Consider the following 18252-nt stretch of genomic DNA (forward strand, 5'->3'; position numbering starts at 1 on the left):
GCTAAGCAAAGAGGGAAAGTGAAGACCTTCAGGCCTCGGTGCCCAGCGCCTCGCGGATGCGCTCCTCGCTCAGCGAGCCCACGCATTCCTGCAGGAATCGGTAGGCATAGCCGCGCAGGTAGTGGCCCTTCTTCAGGGCCAGGTGCGTGGTGTTGGTGGGGAAGAGGTGGGAGGCGTCCAGCAGGCGCAGGCCCGCGTCGCGCTGGGGCTCGAAGGCCATGGAGGCGATGATGCCCAGGCCCAGGCCGACCTGCACATAGGTCTTGATGACGTCGGCATCCAGGGCGGAGAGCACGATGTCCGGCGCCAGGCCGGCCTGCGCGAAGCTGGCGTCGATGCGGGCGCGGCCGGTGAAGCCCTCGTGGTAGGTGATCAGGGGCTGCTCGGCCAGGGCCTCCAGCGTCAGCGGCTCGGTGGCCAGCGAATGGCCCTCGGGCACGACCACGCTGTGGTGCCAGTCGTAGAAGGGGAAGGTGACGAAGGCCGGGTCCTCGCCCAGGGCCTCGGTGGCAATGCCGATGTCCGCCTCGCCCGACTGCAGCAGGCTGACGATCTCCGCCGGGTTGGCCTGCAGCAGCACCAGGTGCACCTTGGGAAAGGCGGCCTTGAAGCGCGCCACGACCTGCGGCAGGGCGTAGCGGGCCTGGGTGTGCGTGGTGGCCACGGTCAGCTGGCCGGCCTCGGCATCGGCGAACTGGTCGGCCAGGCGCTTGATGTTGCGGGCGTCCTGCAGCATGCGGTCCACGATGATCGCCAGCTCCTTGCCCGGCGCGGTCAGCCCCAGCAGGCGCTTGCCGCGGCGCACGAAGAGCTCCACGCCGAGTTCGTCCTCCAGGTCCTTGATGTGCTTGGACACGCCGGACTGCGAGGTGAACAGCGCCGCCGCCACCTCGGTCAGATTGAAGTTCTGCTGGACGGCCTCGCGGATGATGCGCAGCTGCTGGAAGTTCATGTCGCGGGCGGCCTCAGGCGGCTTCGAAGAGCGACAGGCGCGAGGCCTGCAGCTGCACGCGCTGGCCCGGCTGCAGCTGCAGCTGCGAGGCCTGCTCGCGGGTCAGCTCGGCTTCCAGGTGCTGGCCGTCCGGGCCGCGCAGCTCCACGCGGGCCGCGGCGCCGAAGCTCAGCACGCGGTCCACCGTGGCGGGCAGGCCGCGGGCCTGGGCGTCGGTGAGGATCTGCAGCTCATGCGGGCGGGCATAGGCCAGCACGCGGCCCTGGGCCTGCAGGCTGCCGCCATGGCGCAGCTGCTGCTCGCCAATGTGCAGCACGCTGCCCTGCGCCTCGCCCTCGAAGCGGTTGACCGCACCCAGGAAACCGTAGACGAAGGGCGTGGCCGGGCGCTCCCAGACTTCCTGCGGCGCGCCCACCTGCTCCACCTTGCCGTGGTCCATCAGCACGATGCGGTCCGCCACTTCCAGGGCCTCTTCCTGGTCGTGGGTCACGAAGATGCTGGTGATGTGCAGCTCGTCGTGCAGGCGGCGCAGCCAGCGGCGCAGCTCCTTGCGCACCTTGGCGTCCAGGGCGCCGAAGGGCTCGTCCAGCAGCAGCACGCGGGGCTCCACCGCCAGGGCGCGGGCCAGGGCGATGCGCTGGCGCTGGCCGCCGGAGAGCTGGGGCGGGTAGCGGTCGGCCAGCCAGTCCAGCTGGACCAGCTGCAGCAGCTCGTGCACCTTGCGCTTGATCTCGGCCTCGCTGGGCCGCTGCTTGCGCGGCTTGACCCGCAGGCCGAAGGCCACGTTGTCGAAGACCGTCATGTGGCGGAACAGGGCGTAGTGCTGGAACACGAAGCCCACCTGGCGTTCGCGCACATGGGTGTCGGAGGCGTCCTCGCCGTCGAGCAAGACCTGACCCCGGTCGGGCGTCTCCAGGCCGGCGATGATGCGCAGCAGCGTGGTCTTGCCGCAGCCCGAGGGGCCCAGCAGGGCGACCAGCTCGCCGGTGGGGAAGTCCAGGCTGACGTCGCCCAGGGCGGTGAAGTCGCCGAACTGCTTGTGGATGTTGCGGACCTGGATGCTCATGCTTCTTCCTTCGCAGCGCGTGCGGCGACGGCTGCTCTCCATTCGACAAACTGCTTCAGACCGAGGGTGACCAGCGCCAGCAGCGCCAGCAGCGAGGCCACGGCGAAGGCGGCGGCGAACTGGTACTCGTTGTAGAGAATCTCGACATGCAGGGGCAGGGTGTTGGTCTGGCCGCGGATGTGGCCGGAGACGACCGACACCGCGCCGAACTCACCCATGGCCCGCGCATTGCACAGGATCACGCCGTACAGCAGGCCCCACTTGATGTTGGGCAGCGTCACGTGCCAGAAGGTCTGCCAGCCGCTGGCGCCCAGCACGGTAGCGGCCTCCTCCTCGTCACGGCCCTGGGCCTGCATCAGCGGGATCAGCTCGCGGGCCACGAAGGGGAAGGTCACGAAGACGGTGGCCAGCACGATGCCTGGCACGGCGAAGATGATCTTCAGGTCATGCGCCTGCAGCCAGGGCCCGAACCAGCCCTGCGCGCCGAACAGCAGCACATAGATCAGGCCGGCCACGACGGGCGAGACGGAGAAGGGCAGGTCGATCAGCGTGATCAGCAGCTGCTTGCCGCGGAAGTCATGCTTGGCGATGGCCCAGGCGGCGCTGACGCCGAAGACCAGGTTCAGCGGCACCGCGACCACCGTGGCGATCAGGGTGAGCTTGATGGCCGAGAGCGCGTCGTCCTCGATCAGCGCAGCGAGGTAGACGTCGAAGCCCTTGCGCAGGGCCTCGGTGAACACGGCCACCAGGGGCAGGATCAGGAAGAGGGCGAAGAAGCCCAGGCCCAGCGTGAGCAGGGTCCAGCGCACCCACGGCGCCTCGCGCGTGGCGGGGTTGCTCTGGTAGCGGCCGCCGGCGGCAGCGCCGTGGCCCAGGGAAGAGACGGCGCCGCTCATTTGCGACCCTCCAGACCGTTGCGCCGCGAGCTCCACGCCTGCAGCCCGTTGATGCCCAGCAGCAGCACGAAGCTGAACAGCAGCATCACCGTGGCGATGGCGGTGGCGCCCACGTAGTCGTACTGCTCCAGCTTGGAGATGATCATCAGCGGCGTGATCTCGCTGACCAGGGGGATGTTGCCGGCGATGAAGATCACCGAGCCGTACTCGCCCACGGCGCGGGCAAAGGCCAGCGCGAAGCCGGTCAGCAGGGCCGGCGTCAGCGTGGGCAGCACGACGTAGCGGAAGGTCTGCCAGCGGTGCGCGCCCAGCGAGGCGGCGGCTTCCTCCAGCTCGGTTTCCATGTCCTCCAGCACCGGCTGCACCGTGCGCACGATGAAGGGCAGGCCGATGAAGATCAGGGCCACCAGCACGCCCAGCGGGGTGAAGGCCACCTTGATGTCATGCGGTGCCAGCAGCGAGCCCACCCAGCCATTGGGCGCATACAGCGCCGTCAGCGCGATGCCCGCCACCGCGGTGGGCAGGGCGAAGGGCAGGTCCACGAGGGCGTCCACCAGCTTCTTGCCCGGGAACTCGTAGCGCACCAGGCACCAGGCCAGGATCAGGCCGAAGACCAGATTGATGCCCGCGGCCAGCAGCGCGGCGCCGAAGCTGAGCTTGTAGGAGGCCAGCACGCGCGGCGAAGTGGCCGCGGCCCAGAAGGCCTCGAAGCCATGGCCTGCCGACTTCAGGAACACGGCCGCCAGCGGGATCAGCACCAGCAGCGAGAGGTAGAAGAGCGTGAAGCCCAGCGTCGGGCCGAAGCCGGGCAGCACGCGGCGGCGCTTGGGCACCGGCACGGCGGCAGCCTGGTCGGGAGAGAGGACGGCGGTGTTCATTCAGTGTTCCGGCGGCCACTTGCTGCCGCATTGAAGCCAGCGACGCCCGAGGATCCGGCTTTGCCGGGCCTGCGGGCGTGCCCCCTGGAGGGGGCGCGTGAAGCGCGTAGGGGGTGGGGCATCCTCAGCGCTTCAGGTTGGCGACGATCTGGTCGTAAGTGCCCCCATCCGCAAAGTGCGTCTTGCTCACCTTGGGCCAGCCCCCCAGCAGCTGGTCGACGCTGAAGAGCTTGATGTCGGCATAGCGCTGCGCATGGCGCTTGAACACGGCGGCGTCGCGCGGGCGGAAGTTGTTCTTGGCGATGATCTCTTGCGCCTCGGGCGTGAAGAGGAAGTCCAGGTAGGCCTTGGCCAGGGCCGTGTTGCCCTTCTTGGCGGCGACCTTGTCGACGAGGGCGACGGGCGCCTCGGCCTCGATGGACACGGTGGGCGCGACCACATCGAACAGGCCCTTGCCGAACTCGTTCTCGATCAGCTCGGCCTCGGCCTCGAAGGTCAGCAGCACGTCGCCGATGCCGCGCTGGGTGAAGGTGGTGGTGGCGCCGCGGCCACCGCCGTCCAGCACGGGCACGTTGGCGAAGATCTTGCCGACGAGTTCACGCGCCTGCGCCTCGCTGCCGCCCTTGGCGATCACGCTGCCCCAGGCCGCGAGGTAGCTGTAGCGGCCGTTGCCGGTGACCTTGGGGTTGGGGATGATCACCTGCACGCCGGGCTTGGCCAGGTCGGTCCAGTCCTTGATGCCTTTGGGGTTGCCCTTCTTCACCAGGAAAACGATGGTGGAGGTGTAGGGCGCGGCGTTGTGGGGGAAGCGCTGGCGCCAGTCGGCGGGGGTCAGGCCCTTCTCGGCGAGCTGGTCGACGTCGGTCGCCTGGTTCATGGTGACCACGTCGGCCTCCAGGCCACCGATCACCGAGCCGATCTGCTTGCTGGAGCCACCGTGCGACTGGTTCAGCACCACGCTCTGGCCGGTCTTGGCCTTCCAGCTGGCGGCGAAGGCGGGGTTGATCTGCTTGTAGAGCTCGCGCGAGACGTCGTAGCTGACGTTGAGCAGGCCGGGCTCGGCGGCCTGAGCCGGCATCAGCGCCGCGGCCAGGGGCAGGGCGGCGGCGAGCAGCAGGGAGCGGCGGGGCAGGGAGCGCAGGAACGTCATGGCGGAGCCTCGATTGATCAGGAGCCGCCAATGTGCCCAAGGTTCCTTATTCGATAAACGATAGTTTTTGTATTTGCTTATCCGGAATAAGCATTGCTTCGATCCGGCATAAGCGCTCTTGGCGGACCCGTGCGGCTGCGCTAGGCTGGCCTGCCCGTTCACAGGAGAGCCGCCGGATGCAGCCCGCCCCCTTGCCTGCCAATGAGCCCGATCGCCTGGCCGCCCTGCGCGCCCTGTTGATCCTGGACACGCCGCCCGAGCAGCGCTTCGACCGCATCGTCGAGTTCGCCGCCCAGGAGTTCGAGGTGCCCGTCGCCTTGATCAACCTGATCGATGAGGGCCGGCAGTGGAGCAAGGCGGCCGTCGGCATGGTGGCCTGCGAGATGCGACGTGAAGAGTCTTTCTGTTCCTATGTGGTCTTTTCGAGCCAGGCGCTGGTCGTCGAGGACCTGACGCAAGACCCGCGCTTCGCAGACGCGCCCCTGGTGCAGCAGGCGCCCCATCTGCGCTTCTATGCAGGCGTGCCGCTGAACAGCAAGGAGGGACTCACCCTGGGCACGCTGTGCCTGCTTGACCACCGGCCGCGCCAGCTGGACGCCACGGATCTCGCCATCCTCGGCACCCTGGGCGCGCTGTGCGCCGGGGAACTGCGCGGCGAGTCCGTCGAGTCGGTGGAGGACTGACATGCCCAACAAGACGCTTCTGCTGGCCGATCCCCATTCCCTGTTCCGCCGCACCCTGGCCCTGGTGGCCCGTGACCTGCACCTGGCGGATGTCCAGGAGACCAGCAGCCTCGAAGCAGCCCAGCGCCTGCTGGAGCGCCAGCGGGTCGACGGCCTGCTGATGGACATCGGCGAAGGCCTGGAGGCCCTGAACCTGCTGCACAACATCCGCGGCGGCGCCACCCGCTGCGAGATGAGCATGCCCGTCGCCCTGACAGCGGAGCACTGCGACCTGGCCACGGCCCAGCTCTACAAGGAGCAGGGCGTGCGCCGCATCCTGCTCAAGCCCTTCAAGGTGAAGACGGCGCTGGAGGTCATCCAGGACCTGGCCAGCGCCTGAGCTCAGACCGCCGCCAGCGCGCGGTCCAGGTCCTGCCGCAGGTCTTCGATGTGCTCGATGCCCAGCGAGAGCCGCACGGTGTCCTCTCCCACGCCTGCCTGATCCAGCTCGGCCGGCGAGAGTTGGCGGTGGGTGGTGGAGGCGGGGTGCGTGGCCAGGGACTTCGCGTCGCCGATGTTGACCAGGCGGGTGAAGAGCTGCAGCGCATCGAGGAAGCGGGCGCCGGCCTCGCGCGGGTTCTGGCCCGGCGCGGTCTTCAGGCCGAAGGTCAGCAGGCCCGAGCCCTGGCCCGAAAGGTACTGCTGCACCAGGGCGTGGTCCGGGTGGTCGGGCAGGCCGGCGTAGTTGACCCAGGCCACCTTGGGATGGGCCTTCAGATGCTCGGCCACGGCGCGGGCGTTCTGGCTGATGCGGTCCATGCGCAGGGGCAGGGTCTCGATGCCCTGCAGGATCAGGAAGGCATTGAAGGGCGACAGCGCCGCGCCCGTGTTGCGCAGGGGCACGACGCGCGCCCGGGTGATGTAGGCCGCCGCGCCCGCGGCCTGGGTGTAGACCACGCCGTGGTAGCTGGGGTCGGGTTCGTTGAGGCGCTTGAAGCGGGCCTTGTGCTGGTCCCAGGGGAAGCGGCCGGAGTCGATGATGGCGCCGCCCACCGCCGCGCCGTGGCCGCCCAGGTACTTGGTCAGCGAGTGCACGACGATGTCCGCGCCATGCTCGATGGGGCGGCTCAGGTAGGGGCTGGGCACGGTGTTGTCCACGATCAGGGGCACGCCGTGGCGGTGCGCGACCTCGGCGATGCGGGCGATGTCCGTCACATTGCCCTGCGGATTGCCCAGGGACTCCACGAAGACGGCCTTGGTGCGCTCGTCGATCAGGCCCTCGAAGCTCTCGGGGCGGCGGTAGTCGGCAAAGCGGGTGGTGATGCCCAGCTGCGGCAGGGTGTGGGCGAAGAGGTTGTAGGTGCCGCCATAGAGCGCGCTGGAAGCCACGATGTTGTCGCCCGCCTCGGCGATGGTCTGGATGGCATAGGTGACGGCTGCCTGCCCCGAGGCCAGGGCCAGCGCGCCGATGCCGCCTTCCAGCGCCGCCAGGCGCTGCTCCAGCACGGCATTGGTGGGGTTGTTGATGCGGGTGTAGATGTGGCCCTCGGCCTTGAGGTCGAAGAGGTCGGCCGCGTGCTGGGCGCTGTCGAAGGCATAGGCCACGGTCTGGTAGATGGGCACGGCCACGGCGCGGGTGGTGGGGTCGGGCGAGTAGCCGGCGTGCACGGCGCGGGTCTCGAAGCGCCATTCGGCGGCGTGAGGGTTCTGGCTCATGGGGGCTCCTGGTGGGACGGGAAGTGGCAAGGGGGCAAGCCTAGCGCCTGAAGACGGTGGCCGTCCCTTCAGGTTTTGCATATGGATGTTTCCAAACCGAAGAGCCTGGGCATCGCCCATGGCGGCCGGCTGACGTAGCATCGGCCCGCCATGACACGCCTTCTCGATCCCGACACCCTCGCGCCGGCGCACCCGCGCCTGGGCGAGGCGCTGCGCTACTGGCTCAGGCTCGGCTGCATCAGCTTTGGCGGTCCCGCGGGGCAGATCGCCCTGATGCACGAGGAGCTGGTGCGGCGCCGCCGCTGGATCAGCGAACGCCGCTTTCTCCATGCCCTGAACTACTGCATGGTGCTGCCCGGCCCCGAGGCGCAGCAGCTCGCCACCTACATCGGCTGGCTGCTGCATGGCACGGCCGGCGGCATTGCCGCGGGCGCGCTCTTCGTGCTGCCCTCGCTGGTCCTGCTGATCGGCCTGTCCTGGGTCTACATGGCCTTCGGGCAGCTGGACTGGGTGGCGGGCCTGTTCTACGGCGTCAAGCCGGCGGTGACGGCCCTGGTGGCCCAGGCAGCCTGGCGCATCGGGCAGCGCACCCTGCGCAATGCCTGGCTGTGGGCGCTCGCCGGGGCGGCCTTCCTCGGCCTGGCCGTGCTGCACCTGCCTTTCCCGGCCCTCGTCGCAGCGGCGGCGGCGGCTGGCTGGGCCCTGGGGCGCTGGCGGCCGGCCCTGGTGCGGACCGGGGCCGGGCATGGCAGCGCGAAGGACGAGCTCCACCGGCCCACCGTCATCGACGACCACAGCCCCCTGCCCGAACGCGCCCGCTTCCGCTGGCCCCGCCTGGCCCGGCAGGCGGCCGTGGCCCTGCTGCTGTGGGCGCTGCCCTTCGGCCTGCTGTGGGCCTGGCAGGGGGCCACGGGGCCCTACACGCAGATGGCCTGGTTCTTCACCAAGGCGGCCCTGCTGACCTTCGGCGGCGCCTATGCGGTGCTGCCCTATGTGACCCAGGCCGCCGTTCATCAGTTCCGCTGGCTGGGCCCCGGCCAGGTGATGGACGGCCTGGCCCTGGGCGAGAGCACGCCGGGGCCGTTGATCATGGTGGTGACCTTCATCGCCTTCGTCGGCGGCTGGCAGTCCGAGGCCCTGCAGGCGGGCTGGGCCGCGGTGGTGGGCCGCGAGTGGGCGGCCCTGGCCGCCGGCACGGTGGCGGCCCTGCTGGTCACGTGGTTCACCTTCCTGCCGTCCTTCGTCTTCATCCTGACCGGCGCGCCCGTGGTCGAGGCCACGCACCAGGACCTGCGCATCACCGGCCCGCTGACGGCCATCACCGCGGCCGTGGTGGGGGTGATCCTCAACCTGGCCCTGTTCTTCGCGCTGCACGTGATCTGGCCGCGAGGGCTGGATGGCGGGATGGATGCCCTGGCCCTGCTGCTCACGGCGGCGGCGGGCCTGGCCCTGATCCGCTTCAAGCGCGGCGTGCTGGAAGTGGTGGGCGTGTGCGCCCTTCTTGGCATGTTCTGGCGCCTGCTGGGGGCGTGACTCCCGGCAGCGGGGGGCGCTTTTGCTAGGCTCGCGCCTTTGCATCCAGACAGGTACCCCTGACGTGAAGCTCCCCTATGTCCTGGCCGCCGGCATGAGCCTGGCGTCGCCCCTGCTGGCCGCCCAGGCCGCCGAATCCATCTCGCCCGTGAGTGCCGCCGTGACCGCTGCCCAGACTGCCCCCAACGCCCTGCTCAGCGAAAGCCCGCTGCCGCTGCGCTACCCGCCCTTCGACAAGATCCGCGACGCCGACTTCGCCCCCGCGATGGACGCCGGCATGGCCGAGCATCTGAAGGAAGTGGCTGCCATCGCCGACAACCCGGCCGCGCCCACCTTCGAGAACACCCTCGTCGCCCTGGAGCGCTCGGGCCGCACGCTGAACCGCGCCACCACGGTGCTCTTCAGCCTGCTGGGCGCCGACTCCAACCCGGCCCGCCTCAAGCTGCAGGCCGAGTACGCCCCCAAGCTGGCGGCGCATGCCGATGCCATCTCCCTGAACCCCAGGCTCTTCCAGCGCATCTCGGCCCTCTACGCGCAGCGTGACAAGCTCGGCGCCGTGGAGCAGCGCCTCACCGAGCGCTACTACAAGCGCCTGGTGCGCGCCGGTGCCAAGCTGGAGGAGGCCCAGAAGACCCGCATCAAGGCCATCAACGCCGAACTGGCCCGCCTGGGCGCCCAGTTCAACCAGGCCGTGCTGGCCGAGGTGAACGCCAGTGCCGTGGTGGTGGACAGCGAGGCGGAGCTCAAGGGGCTCTCCGCCGGCCAGATCGCCGCCGCCCGCGAGGCCGCCAAGGCCCGCGGCCTGGAGGGCAAGTTCGTGATCGCCCTGCTCAACACCACCGGCCAGCCCTTCGAGGCGCAGCTGGAGAACCGCGCCCTGCGCGAGCGCCTTCACAAGGCCTCGGTGGCCCGCGGCAGCCGCGGCAACGAGCATGACACCACGGCCATCGTCGCCCAGGTCACCGCCCTGCGCGCCGAGCGGGCCCAGCTGCTGGGCTACGCCACCCATGCCGACTTCGTACTGGAGGAAGAGACCGCCAAGAGCCAGCAGGCCGTGAACGCCATGATGCGCCAGCTGGCGCCCGCCGCCGTGGCCGCCGCCCGCCGCGAGGGGGCCGAGCTGCAGGCCCTGATCGACAAGGAGCAGGCCGCCAAGGGCCAGCCTTCCTTCAAGCTCGAGGCCTGGGACTGGGCCTTCTACAGCGAACGCCTGCGCGCCGCCAAGTTCGGCTTCGACGAGAGCCAGCTCAAGCCCTATCTGGAGCTGAGCAACGTGCTGGAGAACGGCGTGTTCTACGCCGCCGAGAAGGTCTACGGCCTGCGCTTCAAGGAGCGCCGCGACCTGCCCGTCTACCACCCCGATGTGCGCGTCTACGACGTCTTCAATGCCGACGGCTCGCAGCTGGCCATCTTCATCGCCGACATGTACGCCCGGCCCTCCAAGCGCGGTGGCGCCTGGATGAACGCCTACGTCTCGCAGAACGGCCTGGAGGGCACGCTGCCCGTGGTGGCCAACCACCTCAACATCCCCAAGCCGCCGGCCGGCGAGCCCACGCTGATGACCTGGGCCGAGGTGCGCACCGCCTTCCACGAGTTCGGCCATGCGCTGCACGGCATGTTCTCGCAGGTGAAGTACCCGACCTTCGCCGGCACCGCCGTGCCGCGCGACTTCGTCGAGTTCCCCTCGCAGGTCAATGAGATGTGGGCCGACTGGCCCGAGATCCTGGCCCACTACGCCAAGCACTACAAGAGCGGTGAGACCATGCCTCGCGCCCTGCTGGACAAGGTGCTGGCCGCCGGCAAGTTCAACCAGGGCTATGCCACCACCGAGTACCTCGCGTCCTCGGTGCTGGACCAGCGCTGGCACCAGCTGAAGGCGGGCGAGGTGCCCAAGCCCGAGCAGGTCATGGCCTTCGAGGCCCGCGTGCTGAAGGAAGAGGGCTTCGACTACGCCCCCGTGCCGCCGCGCTACCGCACCCCCTACTTCAGCCACATCATGGGCGGCTACGCGGCCGGCTACTACGCCTACATCTGGTCCGAGGTGCTGGACGCCAACACCGTGGCCTGGTTCAAGGGCCAGGGCGGCCTCAAGCGCGAGCTGGGCGACGCCTTCCGCGCCAAGCTGCTGAGCCAGGGCGGCAGCCGCGACGCACTGGAGCTGTTCCGCGGCGTTGTTGGCCATGAGCCCCTGATCGATCCGCTGCTGGAGCGCCGCGGTCTGAAGGTCAAGGCGAGTGCCGAGGGCAAGGTGGCGGCGAAGTAAGCGCCCGTCATCGGCGGGCAAGGCCTGGCACCTGCGGGTGGCCAGGCCTTTTTTTCTTGCACCGTCGGACGTGATTCAGCGCCGCAGCAGCGAGAGCAGCAGGGCCGCCAGCATGCCCAGCAGCAGCCAGGTGCTGGGTCGACTGAGGGGGCCGCGCGTGAGCCCTTCGCGCAGCTTGGCGCTGTCGCTGGCTGCCAGGGGCGCCCGCGTGGCCACGTGGGGCGCCTCCTCCTCCCGCGCCCGTGACACATCCTCCAGCGGACTGGGGCGGACATACCCCGGATCCAGTGCCGCACTGTTGCCCAGCCGGGCGACATGGTCCAGCGCGCCGGGGTCGCCGTCGAAGTACGTTGCAGCGCCATAGGGCGCGAAGCCGTCGTCATAGCCGCTCAGCCACTTCAGACCGGGCAAGGCGCTGGCGTCGCCGCTCAGACTCTGGGCAAGCGTCCGGGCGTCTTCGTCGAAGTCATTGAGGCACAGGACCTCGATGGGATCCATCGTCAGCCAGGGGTGCGGCAGATCGTTCAGGCCCTCACAGGCCCGGCGCCAGTAGGACTCTGCCAGCGCGGCGTCGCCGGTGAGGGCGGCGTAGATGGGCAGGGCCTGCTGCAGGCGCTCGCGGGCCGCCGCCACGCTGGTGCACGGCAGCTTCAGCGCGACGGTGCTGAACTGCTCCGGTCCACTCCGCAGCCGGACCACGGCCGGCAGCAGGTCCTCCGGGCGGAAGCACAGCAGCCAGGGCAGTGGCAGTCGGTTGGCCGCTTCGGCCACGCGCAGGGCTTGCGACGGCTCGCTCCCGGCGCCGGGCGGGTGCAGCTGAGGCGGCACCCCCGGCATGTCGGCATTGATCAGACAGGCTCTGTTGGCCATGGTTCCTCCTTGATGGGCCGTCGAGGCCGCGCGGCGCATTCTGCAGGACGCCCGCCTCCGCGCCAGCCCCTCCCTAGAGGGATTCCAGCCTTTCGAGCGTGGCCCGGGCCTGCCCGCGCAAGGCCGCCAGATCCTGCGCCGCCATCCGCTCCAGCTGCCGGTACACCGGCGCCAGCCGCGGCAGATGGCGCAGCCGCTCGGCATGCCGGTCCATGAAGTCCCAGTACAGCGCATTGAAGGGGCAGGCGCGCTCGCCCAGGCGCTGGCGTTTGTCGTAGGGGCAGTGGCGGCAGTGGTCACCCATGCGGTCCAGGTAGGCGGCGCTGCTCACATAGGGCTTGGTGGTGATGCCGCCGCCGTCGGCGAACTGGCTCATGCCCAGGGTGTTGGGCGCCTCCACCCACTCGAAGGCATCGATGTAGATGCCCAGGTACCACGGGTGCACCTCGGCGGGATCGAGCCCGGCCAGCAGCGCGAAGTTGCCGATCACCATCAGGCGCTGGATGTGGTGCGCATGGGCCGCGCGCAGCGACTGGCCGATGGCCTGCTGCAGGCAGCGCATGCGGGTCTGGCCGGTCCAGAACCAGGCGGGCAGGGGGCGCTTGTGGCCGAGGTGGTTCAGCGCCACATAGCCGGGCATGCGCGCCCAGTAGACGCCCCGCACATACTCGCGCCAGCCCAGGATCTGGCGGATGAAGCCCTCGACGCCGGCCAGCGGCGCCTGACCCGAGCGCCAGGCGGCCTCGGCCGCGGCAATCACCTCGCGCGGATGCAGCATCTTGGTGTTCAGTGCGAAGGACAGCAGGGAGTGGAAGAGCCGTTCGTGGCTGTCGCTCAGCGCATCCTGGTAGGGCCCGAAATGCGGCAGGCCGTGCGCGATGAAGTGCTGCAGGTCCTCGAGCGCCTCCTCGCGGTCCAGCGGCCAGGGCAGGGCCTCGGCACAGGGCTCGCCCATCGTGCGCACGCCGGCCGATTCGATCTCCTGCCAGAGGGCGCTGAGCGCATGGCGGCGTCGCGCGTCCGGCGGCTCGGGCGGATCGCCGGGCCAGCGGCTGCGGTTCTCGCTGTCGAAGTTCCAGCGTCCGCCGGCGGGCTGGCGGCCCTCCATCAGCACCTGCTCGCGCTGGCGCAGGTGGCGGTAGAAGCGCTCCATCAGCCAGGGGCCGTCGCCGAAGAAGCGGGCGGCTTCGTCGCGGCTGCTGAGGAAATGCCGGCTGTCGGCCCAGTGCAGCGCATAGGGCGCCTGCGCGGCGTGGGCGCGCAGCTGGGCGTCGAGCCGCCATTCGTCCGGCAGCTGCGCCTCGACCGTCGTCGCGCCGGTGGCCTGGGCCAGCGCGTCCAGGTTGTCCGGCAGCGACTGCCGGTTGTGCGGGTTGCCGATGCGCAGATAGTGCACCCGGTGGCCCGCCTCGTGCAGGCGCTGCGCGAAGCGCCGCATCGCCGCGAAGATCGCCAGCACCTTCTGCGCGTGATGCAGGGCGTAGTCCGTCTCCTGGCGGATCTCCATCAGCACCACCAGCACCTGGGGGTCAGGTCTTGCCTCAAACCAGGGATGCAGCGGATCGAGCTGGTCGCCCAGCACCAGGCGCAGCACCGCGGCGGGGGCCAGGTCTTGCGGGACGCGGTTCACGGTTGATGACCCTCATTCCAGCGCGCCCGGTACGTGCCCTGCGGATCATGCTGCCGCGCCTGCCAGTCCAGGTCGAAATGCCGGCCGCCGCGCGGGTCCGTGCCGTAGCCGGCGATGTAGGCCCAGTTGCCCTGGTTGCTCTGCGGGTCGAAGTCGAGCAGCTGGGCCTCGTACCAGGCGGCGCCGGCCCGCCAGTCGCCGCCCAGCTCGTGCAGCAGGGCGCTGGCGCAGACCTGGCGCAGGCGGTTGGACAGCCAGCCCGTTGCCGCGAGCTCGCGCATGCCGGCATCGACCAGGGGCAGGCCGGTGCGGCCCTGGCACCAGCGTTCAAAGGCTGCGGCGTCGTGCCCGGGCGCCGCAGCGCCGGGCTTCAGGCCGGTGGGGTGGTAGAGTCGCGCGCCCTCCACGGCCATGAGCCAGCGGAAGTACTCGCGCCACAGCAGCTCGACACGGATCCAGTCGCTGCCCTCGCTGCGGCCTTGCGCGGCCTCGTGCGCATCGAGCGCCGCCCAGGCACGGCGCGGGGACAGCGCGCCCGTCGCCAGCCAGGGCGACCATCGGGTGGAGGCCTGCGGGTCGGACAGCGCGTCGCGGGTCTTCTTGTAGACGGGCACGGCCGGCGAGGCCAGGTAAGCCTCGAGATGTTGCAGCGCCGCCGCCTCGCCCGGGGCACAGGGCGGCGTCGTGTAGGGATGGCTGCTGCGCGGGTCCACAGGTGGGCAGGGGGGCTGCAGCGCTGGCAGCGGCAGCTCCCCTGCGGGCGAGGGCGGCCAGGATTGCGGCTCGGGCAGCGGCGAACCCGGCTGCCGCTGCGATCGCTCCAGGGCCTGACGGAAGGGCGTGAAGCTGCACGGCAGGGCCGGCAGGCCGGTGTCCGGGGCCCGCGCAAAGGGCAGCGCTGCGGCTTCGAACAGGCCGCCGCTTTCATGGCGATGCAGAGGCAGTCCCTGCGCGACCAGCGCGGCCTCCTCGGCCTTTTCCTCCGGGGCCAGGCCTTGCTGGGCATGGACGGCGACCACGCGATGCCGCGCGGCCAGCTCGCCCAGCGCTTGCGCGGGCGTGAGGGTCGTCCACCCCAGCCGCTGGCCATGGCGGCGCAGCTGGCCATCCAGCGCCTGCAGGCTTTGCCACTCCACCCAGCGCCGGTGCGGGCCCAGGCGCGCGAAGCCCCAGCGCGTGGGGCCGTCCGGCGGCAGGGGGGCCAGGCACAGCAGGGGCAGTCCGCGCTGGCGAGCCTCCGCGCAGGCGGCGCGCAGGGCGGGGTTGTCATGCAGGCGCTGGTCGCGCCGGACCCACCACAGCACCAGGCCCTGCCTCATGCCAGGCCCTCGCCAGTCGGCGGGGTGGCGCCGCGCGCACGCTTGCAGCGCTCCGAGCAGTAGCGCACCTGCGCCCAGTCCCGCGCCCACTTGCGGCGCCAGGTGAAGGGGCGGCCGCAGTGCAGGCAGGGCTTGCTGGGCAGTTCGGACTTGAGGCGCATCCGGGCCATCTCAGAGTTCCAGTGTCAGTTGATCGGGGCCGTGGCCAGCCCGGCGCGCACCGGGCGAGGAGCCCGCCAGGCGCGCCGACCAGCCCGCGGGGTCGCGCGAGGCATGGCGGCGCAGGATCTCCGCCTTGGCCGCCCGCACGGCGGGCTCGGCCCGGCGCTCATGCAGGCGGGCCTTGGCCTGCCGGCTGGCGAGTTCCAGGTCGACCAGGGGGATGGGCAGGGTCAGGTCTTGCCCGCCGCCCAGCAGGCCCAGCCGCTGCCGCAGCGCCGGCGGCATGCGCCAGGGCTCGAACAGCCAGCTGTCGGGCACGGCCTGCATCCAGGGCAGCCACTGGCGGACGTAGAGGCCCTGGGGGTCCTGCTCCTGCGCCTGCTTGACGGGGTTGTAGACGCGGGTGGTGTTGATGCCGGTGGTGCCCGCCTGCATCTGCATCTGGGGCCAGTGGATGCCGGGCTCGTAGTCCAGGAACTGGCGGGCCAGCCACAGGCCGACCTCCCGCCAGTGCAGCCACAGCGGGTAGGCCGCCACCGACACCAGCATGGCCCGCATGCGGAAGTTCAGCCAGCCGGTCTCGCGCAGCTGCGCCACGCAGGCGTCCACCAGCGGCCAGCCGGTGCGGCCCGCCTGCAGGGCCGCGAAGTGCTCGGCACGCCAGTCGTGCTCTCGCAGCCCGTCATAGCCCCGGTGGAGGTTGCGCCATTCCTGTTCAGGCTCGCTCTCGAGCTTCTGGATGAAGTGGTCATGCCAGGCCAGGCGGCTCTGGAAGGTCCGCAGGCCCTGGGCCAGGCGGCCGGGACCGGCGGTGTCCATGCGGGTCTGCGTCGCCTGCACGACCTCCCGCAGGCCCAGGCAGCCCCAGGCCAGGTAGGGCGAGAGCCGCGAGCAGGCCGTGCGCGCGCTCAGCGGCGAGGAGATGCCGCCGCGGTACCGCGCCGCGCGGTCGTCCAGAAAGCCCTGCAGATAGCGCAGCGCCAGGCGCCGTCCGCCGCGCTGACGTTGCGGCGGCTGGCCCTCATGTGCACGTTCGGGCACGAGGGCGGCCCAGTCGGGCAGCTCCTGCGACGACAGGGGCCAGGGGGCCGACGGCAGGGTCGGGACCGGCAGCAGCGGCCGGGCCATGCAGTCGGCCCAGTGCGCGCGCCAGCCGTCGCGGTCCTTCAGCGCGCGGACCACGCCGTGGCTGGGATGCTGCGTCCAGCGCACGCCGCGCGAGCGGCACCAGGCGGCCACGGCGCGGTCGCGGGCGTAGCTCCAGTCGTTGCCCGTCTCCTCATGCGAGACCAGGGCCTCGAAGTGCCGGGCCTGCCACAGGCGCTCCAGCACGGCACAGGCCTCGCCCACCTGGACCAGCAGCGGGCAGCCCGCCTGCCCCAGCTCGGCCTGCAGCTCGCGCAGGCATTCGGTGAGGAACTCGTAGTGCTGGCGCGCGCTGTCAGGCTGCCGCCAGGCCTCGGGTTCGACGATGAACAGGGGCAGCACCGGCCCGCGCCGGGCGGCGTCGCAGAGGGCGGGGTGGTCCTGCAGGCGCAGATCCCGCTTGAACCAGAGCAGGGTGGGGCGCATGGGCGGCAGTATGGCCAGGCCGCCCTGCTTTTGCAGGACTGGGGATTTGCCGGCGGCCGCGTCGTCCCTGTCACACTGGGCCCCGCGGATCCGTCTAGGCCCTCATGAACGACCCCACCGACTTTTTCGAGCAGCGCCGCCCCCGCCTTCAGGGCATCGCCTACCGCATGCTGGGCTCCCGCGCCGAGGCCGAGGAGCTGGTGCAGGACGTGTGGCTGCGCTGGCACGAGGCGGATCAGGGCCGCCTGGCCAATGCCGAGGCCTGGCTGGTGACGGTGACCACGCGCCTGTCCATCGACCGCCTGCGCGCGGCCCAGGCGCAGCGGGCGCATTACGCGGGCTTCTGGCTGCCCGAGCCCTGGCTGGAGCTGGACGAGCGGGCGCCCGCTGCGCAGGTGGAGCGTCCGGCCACACCGGAAGAGCAGCTGGCACGGGCCGACGACATCTCCATGGCCTTCCTGACCCTGCTGGAGCGGCTGACCCCCGAGGCCCGCGCGGCCTTTCTGCTGCGCGAGGTCTTCGATGCCGACTACGCCGAGGTGGCCCAGGCCCTGGGCAAGAGCGAGGCGGCCTGCCGGCAGATCATCTCCCGCGCCCGGGGCCAGCTGAAGGCCGAACGGCCCCGCTACCAGGTGAGCGCCGACACCCACTACCGCCTGCTCGCCGGCTTTGCCGAGGCCGCGCGGCACGGCGACTTCGCCCGCCTGCAGGCCCTGCTGGCCGAGGACGCCGAGCTGATCAGCGATGGCGGCGGCGTGGTGCCCAGCTTTGGGCGCGTGCTGGCGGGGGCGGGGCGCATCGCGCGGCTGTACTTCGCATCCTCGCGCCGCCATGCGCTGGGCCATCACCGCCTGCAGCTGGAGATCGTGCGCATGAATGGCCAGTGGGGCCTGCTGCGCTTCATCGACGGGCGCCTGGAATCGGCCCAGAGCCTGGAGACCGACGGGCAGCGCATCACCCGCATCCACACCCAGCGCAATCCCCGCAAGCTGCAGGGCCTGGCCGTGGCCTGGGCGGCGGCTGTCACAAGGCGGGGGGCTGGAGCGTCTTGAGAGGTGCAAGCCCGGGCCCCGGGCTCGATCAACCTCAGGAGTCTCTTCATGTCCGAACGTCTCGACTACGCCCAGCTGGCCCCCGATGCCTTCAAGAAATACCTGGACTTCGCGCTCAGCCTCAAGAAAGGGCCGCTGGAGGTCGCGCTCGTGGACCTGCTGACGCTGCGGGCCTCGCAGCTCAATGGCTGCGCCTTTTGCTTGGACATGCACGTCAAGGAGGCCATGCTTCACGGCGAGCGCCCCCTGCGCCTGCACCATGTGGCGATCTGGCGGGAGTCGCCCCTGTTCTCGCCCCGCGAGCGAGCGGCCCTGGCCTGGACCGAGCAGCTCACGCAGCTGCCCGCCCATGGCGTGACGGACGCCGACTACGCCGCCGTGCGCGCCCACTTCAGCGAGGCCGAGCTGGCGGCGCTGAGCTTTGCCATCGTGGCCATCAATGGCTGGAACCGCCTGGCCGTCGGCTTCGCGGCGGTGCCGGGCTCCAAGGACGCGGCCTACGGCCTGCAGGGCGCAGGCCTGGCATGACCT

At 70.8% G+C, this 18252-nt stretch carries 17 protein-coding genes; 6 read left to right on the forward strand and 11 right to left on the reverse strand.

Translation table 11 applies throughout. The features are described from left to right. Positions 1–28 precede the first annotated feature (28 nt). The 5 genes from ABDJ40_RS19485 to ABDJ40_RS19505 all read right to left on the reverse strand — a co-directional run bounded on the left by ABDJ40_RS19485 (position 29) and on the right by ABDJ40_RS19505 (position 4942). Entirely contained in the window at positions 29–952 is a 924-nt protein-coding gene (locus ABDJ40_RS19485) for a CysB family HTH-type transcriptional regulator (protein WP_347612120.1), read from the reverse strand. Positions 953–965: 13 nt separating this feature from the next. Then, on the reverse strand, positions 966–2018 hold the full coding sequence (locus ABDJ40_RS19490; RefSeq protein ID WP_347612122.1) for a sulfate/molybdate ABC transporter ATP-binding protein: 1053 nt from the start codon (positions 2016–2018) through the stop codon (positions 966–968). Next, on the reverse strand, positions 2015–2914 hold the full coding sequence (gene cysW / locus ABDJ40_RS19495) for a sulfate ABC transporter permease subunit CysW (RefSeq protein WP_347612124.1): 900 nt from the start codon (positions 2912–2914) through the stop codon (positions 2015–2017). The genes ABDJ40_RS19490 and cysW overlap by 4 nt, the downstream gene beginning before the upstream one ends. Further along, on the reverse strand, positions 2911–3792 hold the full coding sequence (gene cysT, locus ABDJ40_RS19500) for a sulfate ABC transporter permease subunit CysT (protein WP_347612126.1): 882 nt from the start codon (positions 3790–3792) through the stop codon (positions 2911–2913). Before cysT ends, cysW begins: the two co-directional genes overlap by 4 nt. Before the next feature lie 124 nt (positions 3793–3916). After that, on the reverse strand, positions 3917–4942 hold the full coding sequence (locus ABDJ40_RS19505) for a sulfate ABC transporter substrate-binding protein (RefSeq protein ID WP_347612128.1): 1026 nt from the start codon (positions 4940–4942) through the stop codon (positions 3917–3919). Between the two features lie 176 nt (positions 4943–5118). On the opposite strand from ABDJ40_RS19505, the gene ABDJ40_RS19510 reads away from it, so the two are divergent. Continuing rightward, entirely contained in the window at positions 5119–5625 is a 507-nt protein-coding gene (locus ABDJ40_RS19510) for a GAF domain-containing protein (RefSeq protein WP_347612130.1), read from the forward strand. A gap of 1 nt (position 5626) precedes the next feature. Further along, the gene (locus ABDJ40_RS19515; protein ID WP_347612132.1) at positions 5627–6004 is read left to right on the forward strand and encodes a response regulator; all 378 of its coding nucleotides are present in this window, start codon (positions 5627–5629) and stop codon (positions 6002–6004) included. 2 nt (positions 6005–6006) lie between these two features. Here ABDJ40_RS19515 and ABDJ40_RS19520 read toward each other — a convergent pair whose 3' ends face one another. Further along, complete coding sequence (locus ABDJ40_RS19520) at positions 6007–7320, reverse strand: O-acetylhomoserine aminocarboxypropyltransferase/cysteine synthase family protein (RefSeq protein ID WP_347612133.1); 1314 nt, start codon at positions 7318–7320, stop codon at positions 6007–6009. A 150-nt stretch (positions 7321–7470) separates the two neighbouring features. Here ABDJ40_RS19520 and chrA point away from each other — a divergent pair, with 150 nt between their 5' ends. Together chrA and ABDJ40_RS19530 are read left to right on the forward strand one after the other, a co-directional pair. After that, on the forward strand, positions 7471–8853 hold the full coding sequence (gene chrA / locus ABDJ40_RS19525) for a chromate efflux transporter (protein ID WP_347612134.1): 1383 nt from the start codon (positions 7471–7473) through the stop codon (positions 8851–8853). 64 nt (positions 8854–8917) lie between these two features. Continuing rightward, entirely contained in the window at positions 8918–11116 is a 2199-nt protein-coding gene (locus tag ABDJ40_RS19530; protein WP_347612136.1) for a M3 family metallopeptidase, read from the forward strand. A gap of 75 nt (positions 11117–11191) precedes the next feature. Here the strand turns inward: ABDJ40_RS19530 and ABDJ40_RS19535 are convergent, their stop codons facing one another. The 5 genes from ABDJ40_RS19535 to ABDJ40_RS19555 all read right to left on the reverse strand — a co-directional run bounded on the left by ABDJ40_RS19535 (position 11192) and on the right by ABDJ40_RS19555 (position 16669). Continuing rightward, positions 11192–11986 (reverse strand): hypothetical protein, encoded by a 795-nt coding sequence (locus ABDJ40_RS19535; protein ID WP_347612138.1) that lies wholly within the window; start codon positions 11984–11986, stop codon positions 11192–11194. 73 nt (positions 11987–12059) lie between these two features. Beyond that, the gene (locus ABDJ40_RS19540) at positions 12060–13616 is read right to left on the reverse strand and encodes a cryptochrome/photolyase family protein (protein ID WP_347612140.1); all 1557 of its coding nucleotides are present in this window, start codon (positions 13614–13616) and stop codon (positions 12060–12062) included. Next, positions 13613–14935, reverse strand: coding sequence for a DASH family cryptochrome (locus ABDJ40_RS19545; protein WP_347612143.1), 1323 nt, complete (start codon positions 14933–14935; stop codon positions 13613–13615). Before ABDJ40_RS19545 ends, ABDJ40_RS19540 begins: the two co-directional genes overlap by 4 nt. Continuing rightward, positions 14932–15105 carry a DUF2256 domain-containing protein gene (locus ABDJ40_RS19550; protein WP_347612145.1) on the reverse strand — a complete coding sequence of 58 codons (174 nt, stop codon included), beginning with the start codon at positions 15103–15105 and terminating at the stop codon, positions 14932–14934. Before ABDJ40_RS19550 ends, ABDJ40_RS19545 begins: the two co-directional genes overlap by 4 nt. Before the next feature lies 1 nt (position 15106). Next, positions 15107–16669, reverse strand: coding sequence for an FAD-binding domain-containing protein (locus tag ABDJ40_RS19555; protein WP_347612147.1), 1563 nt, complete (start codon positions 16667–16669; stop codon positions 15107–15109). Between the two features lie 104 nt (positions 16670–16773). On the opposite strand from ABDJ40_RS19555, the gene sigJ reads away from it, so the two are divergent. Then, entirely contained in the window at positions 16774–17721 is a 948-nt protein-coding gene (gene sigJ / locus ABDJ40_RS19560; RefSeq protein ID WP_347612149.1) for an RNA polymerase sigma factor SigJ, read from the forward strand. Positions 17722–17769: 48 nt separating this feature from the next. Then, complete coding sequence (locus ABDJ40_RS19565; RefSeq protein WP_347612151.1) at positions 17770–18249, forward strand: carboxymuconolactone decarboxylase family protein; 480 nt, start codon at positions 17770–17772, stop codon at positions 18247–18249. Positions 18250–18252 lie beyond the last annotated feature (3 nt).

The organism is Roseateles flavus (assembly GCF_039872765.1).
Classification (GTDB): domain Bacteria; phylum Pseudomonadota; class Gammaproteobacteria; order Burkholderiales; family Burkholderiaceae_C; genus Roseateles_B; species Roseateles_B flavus.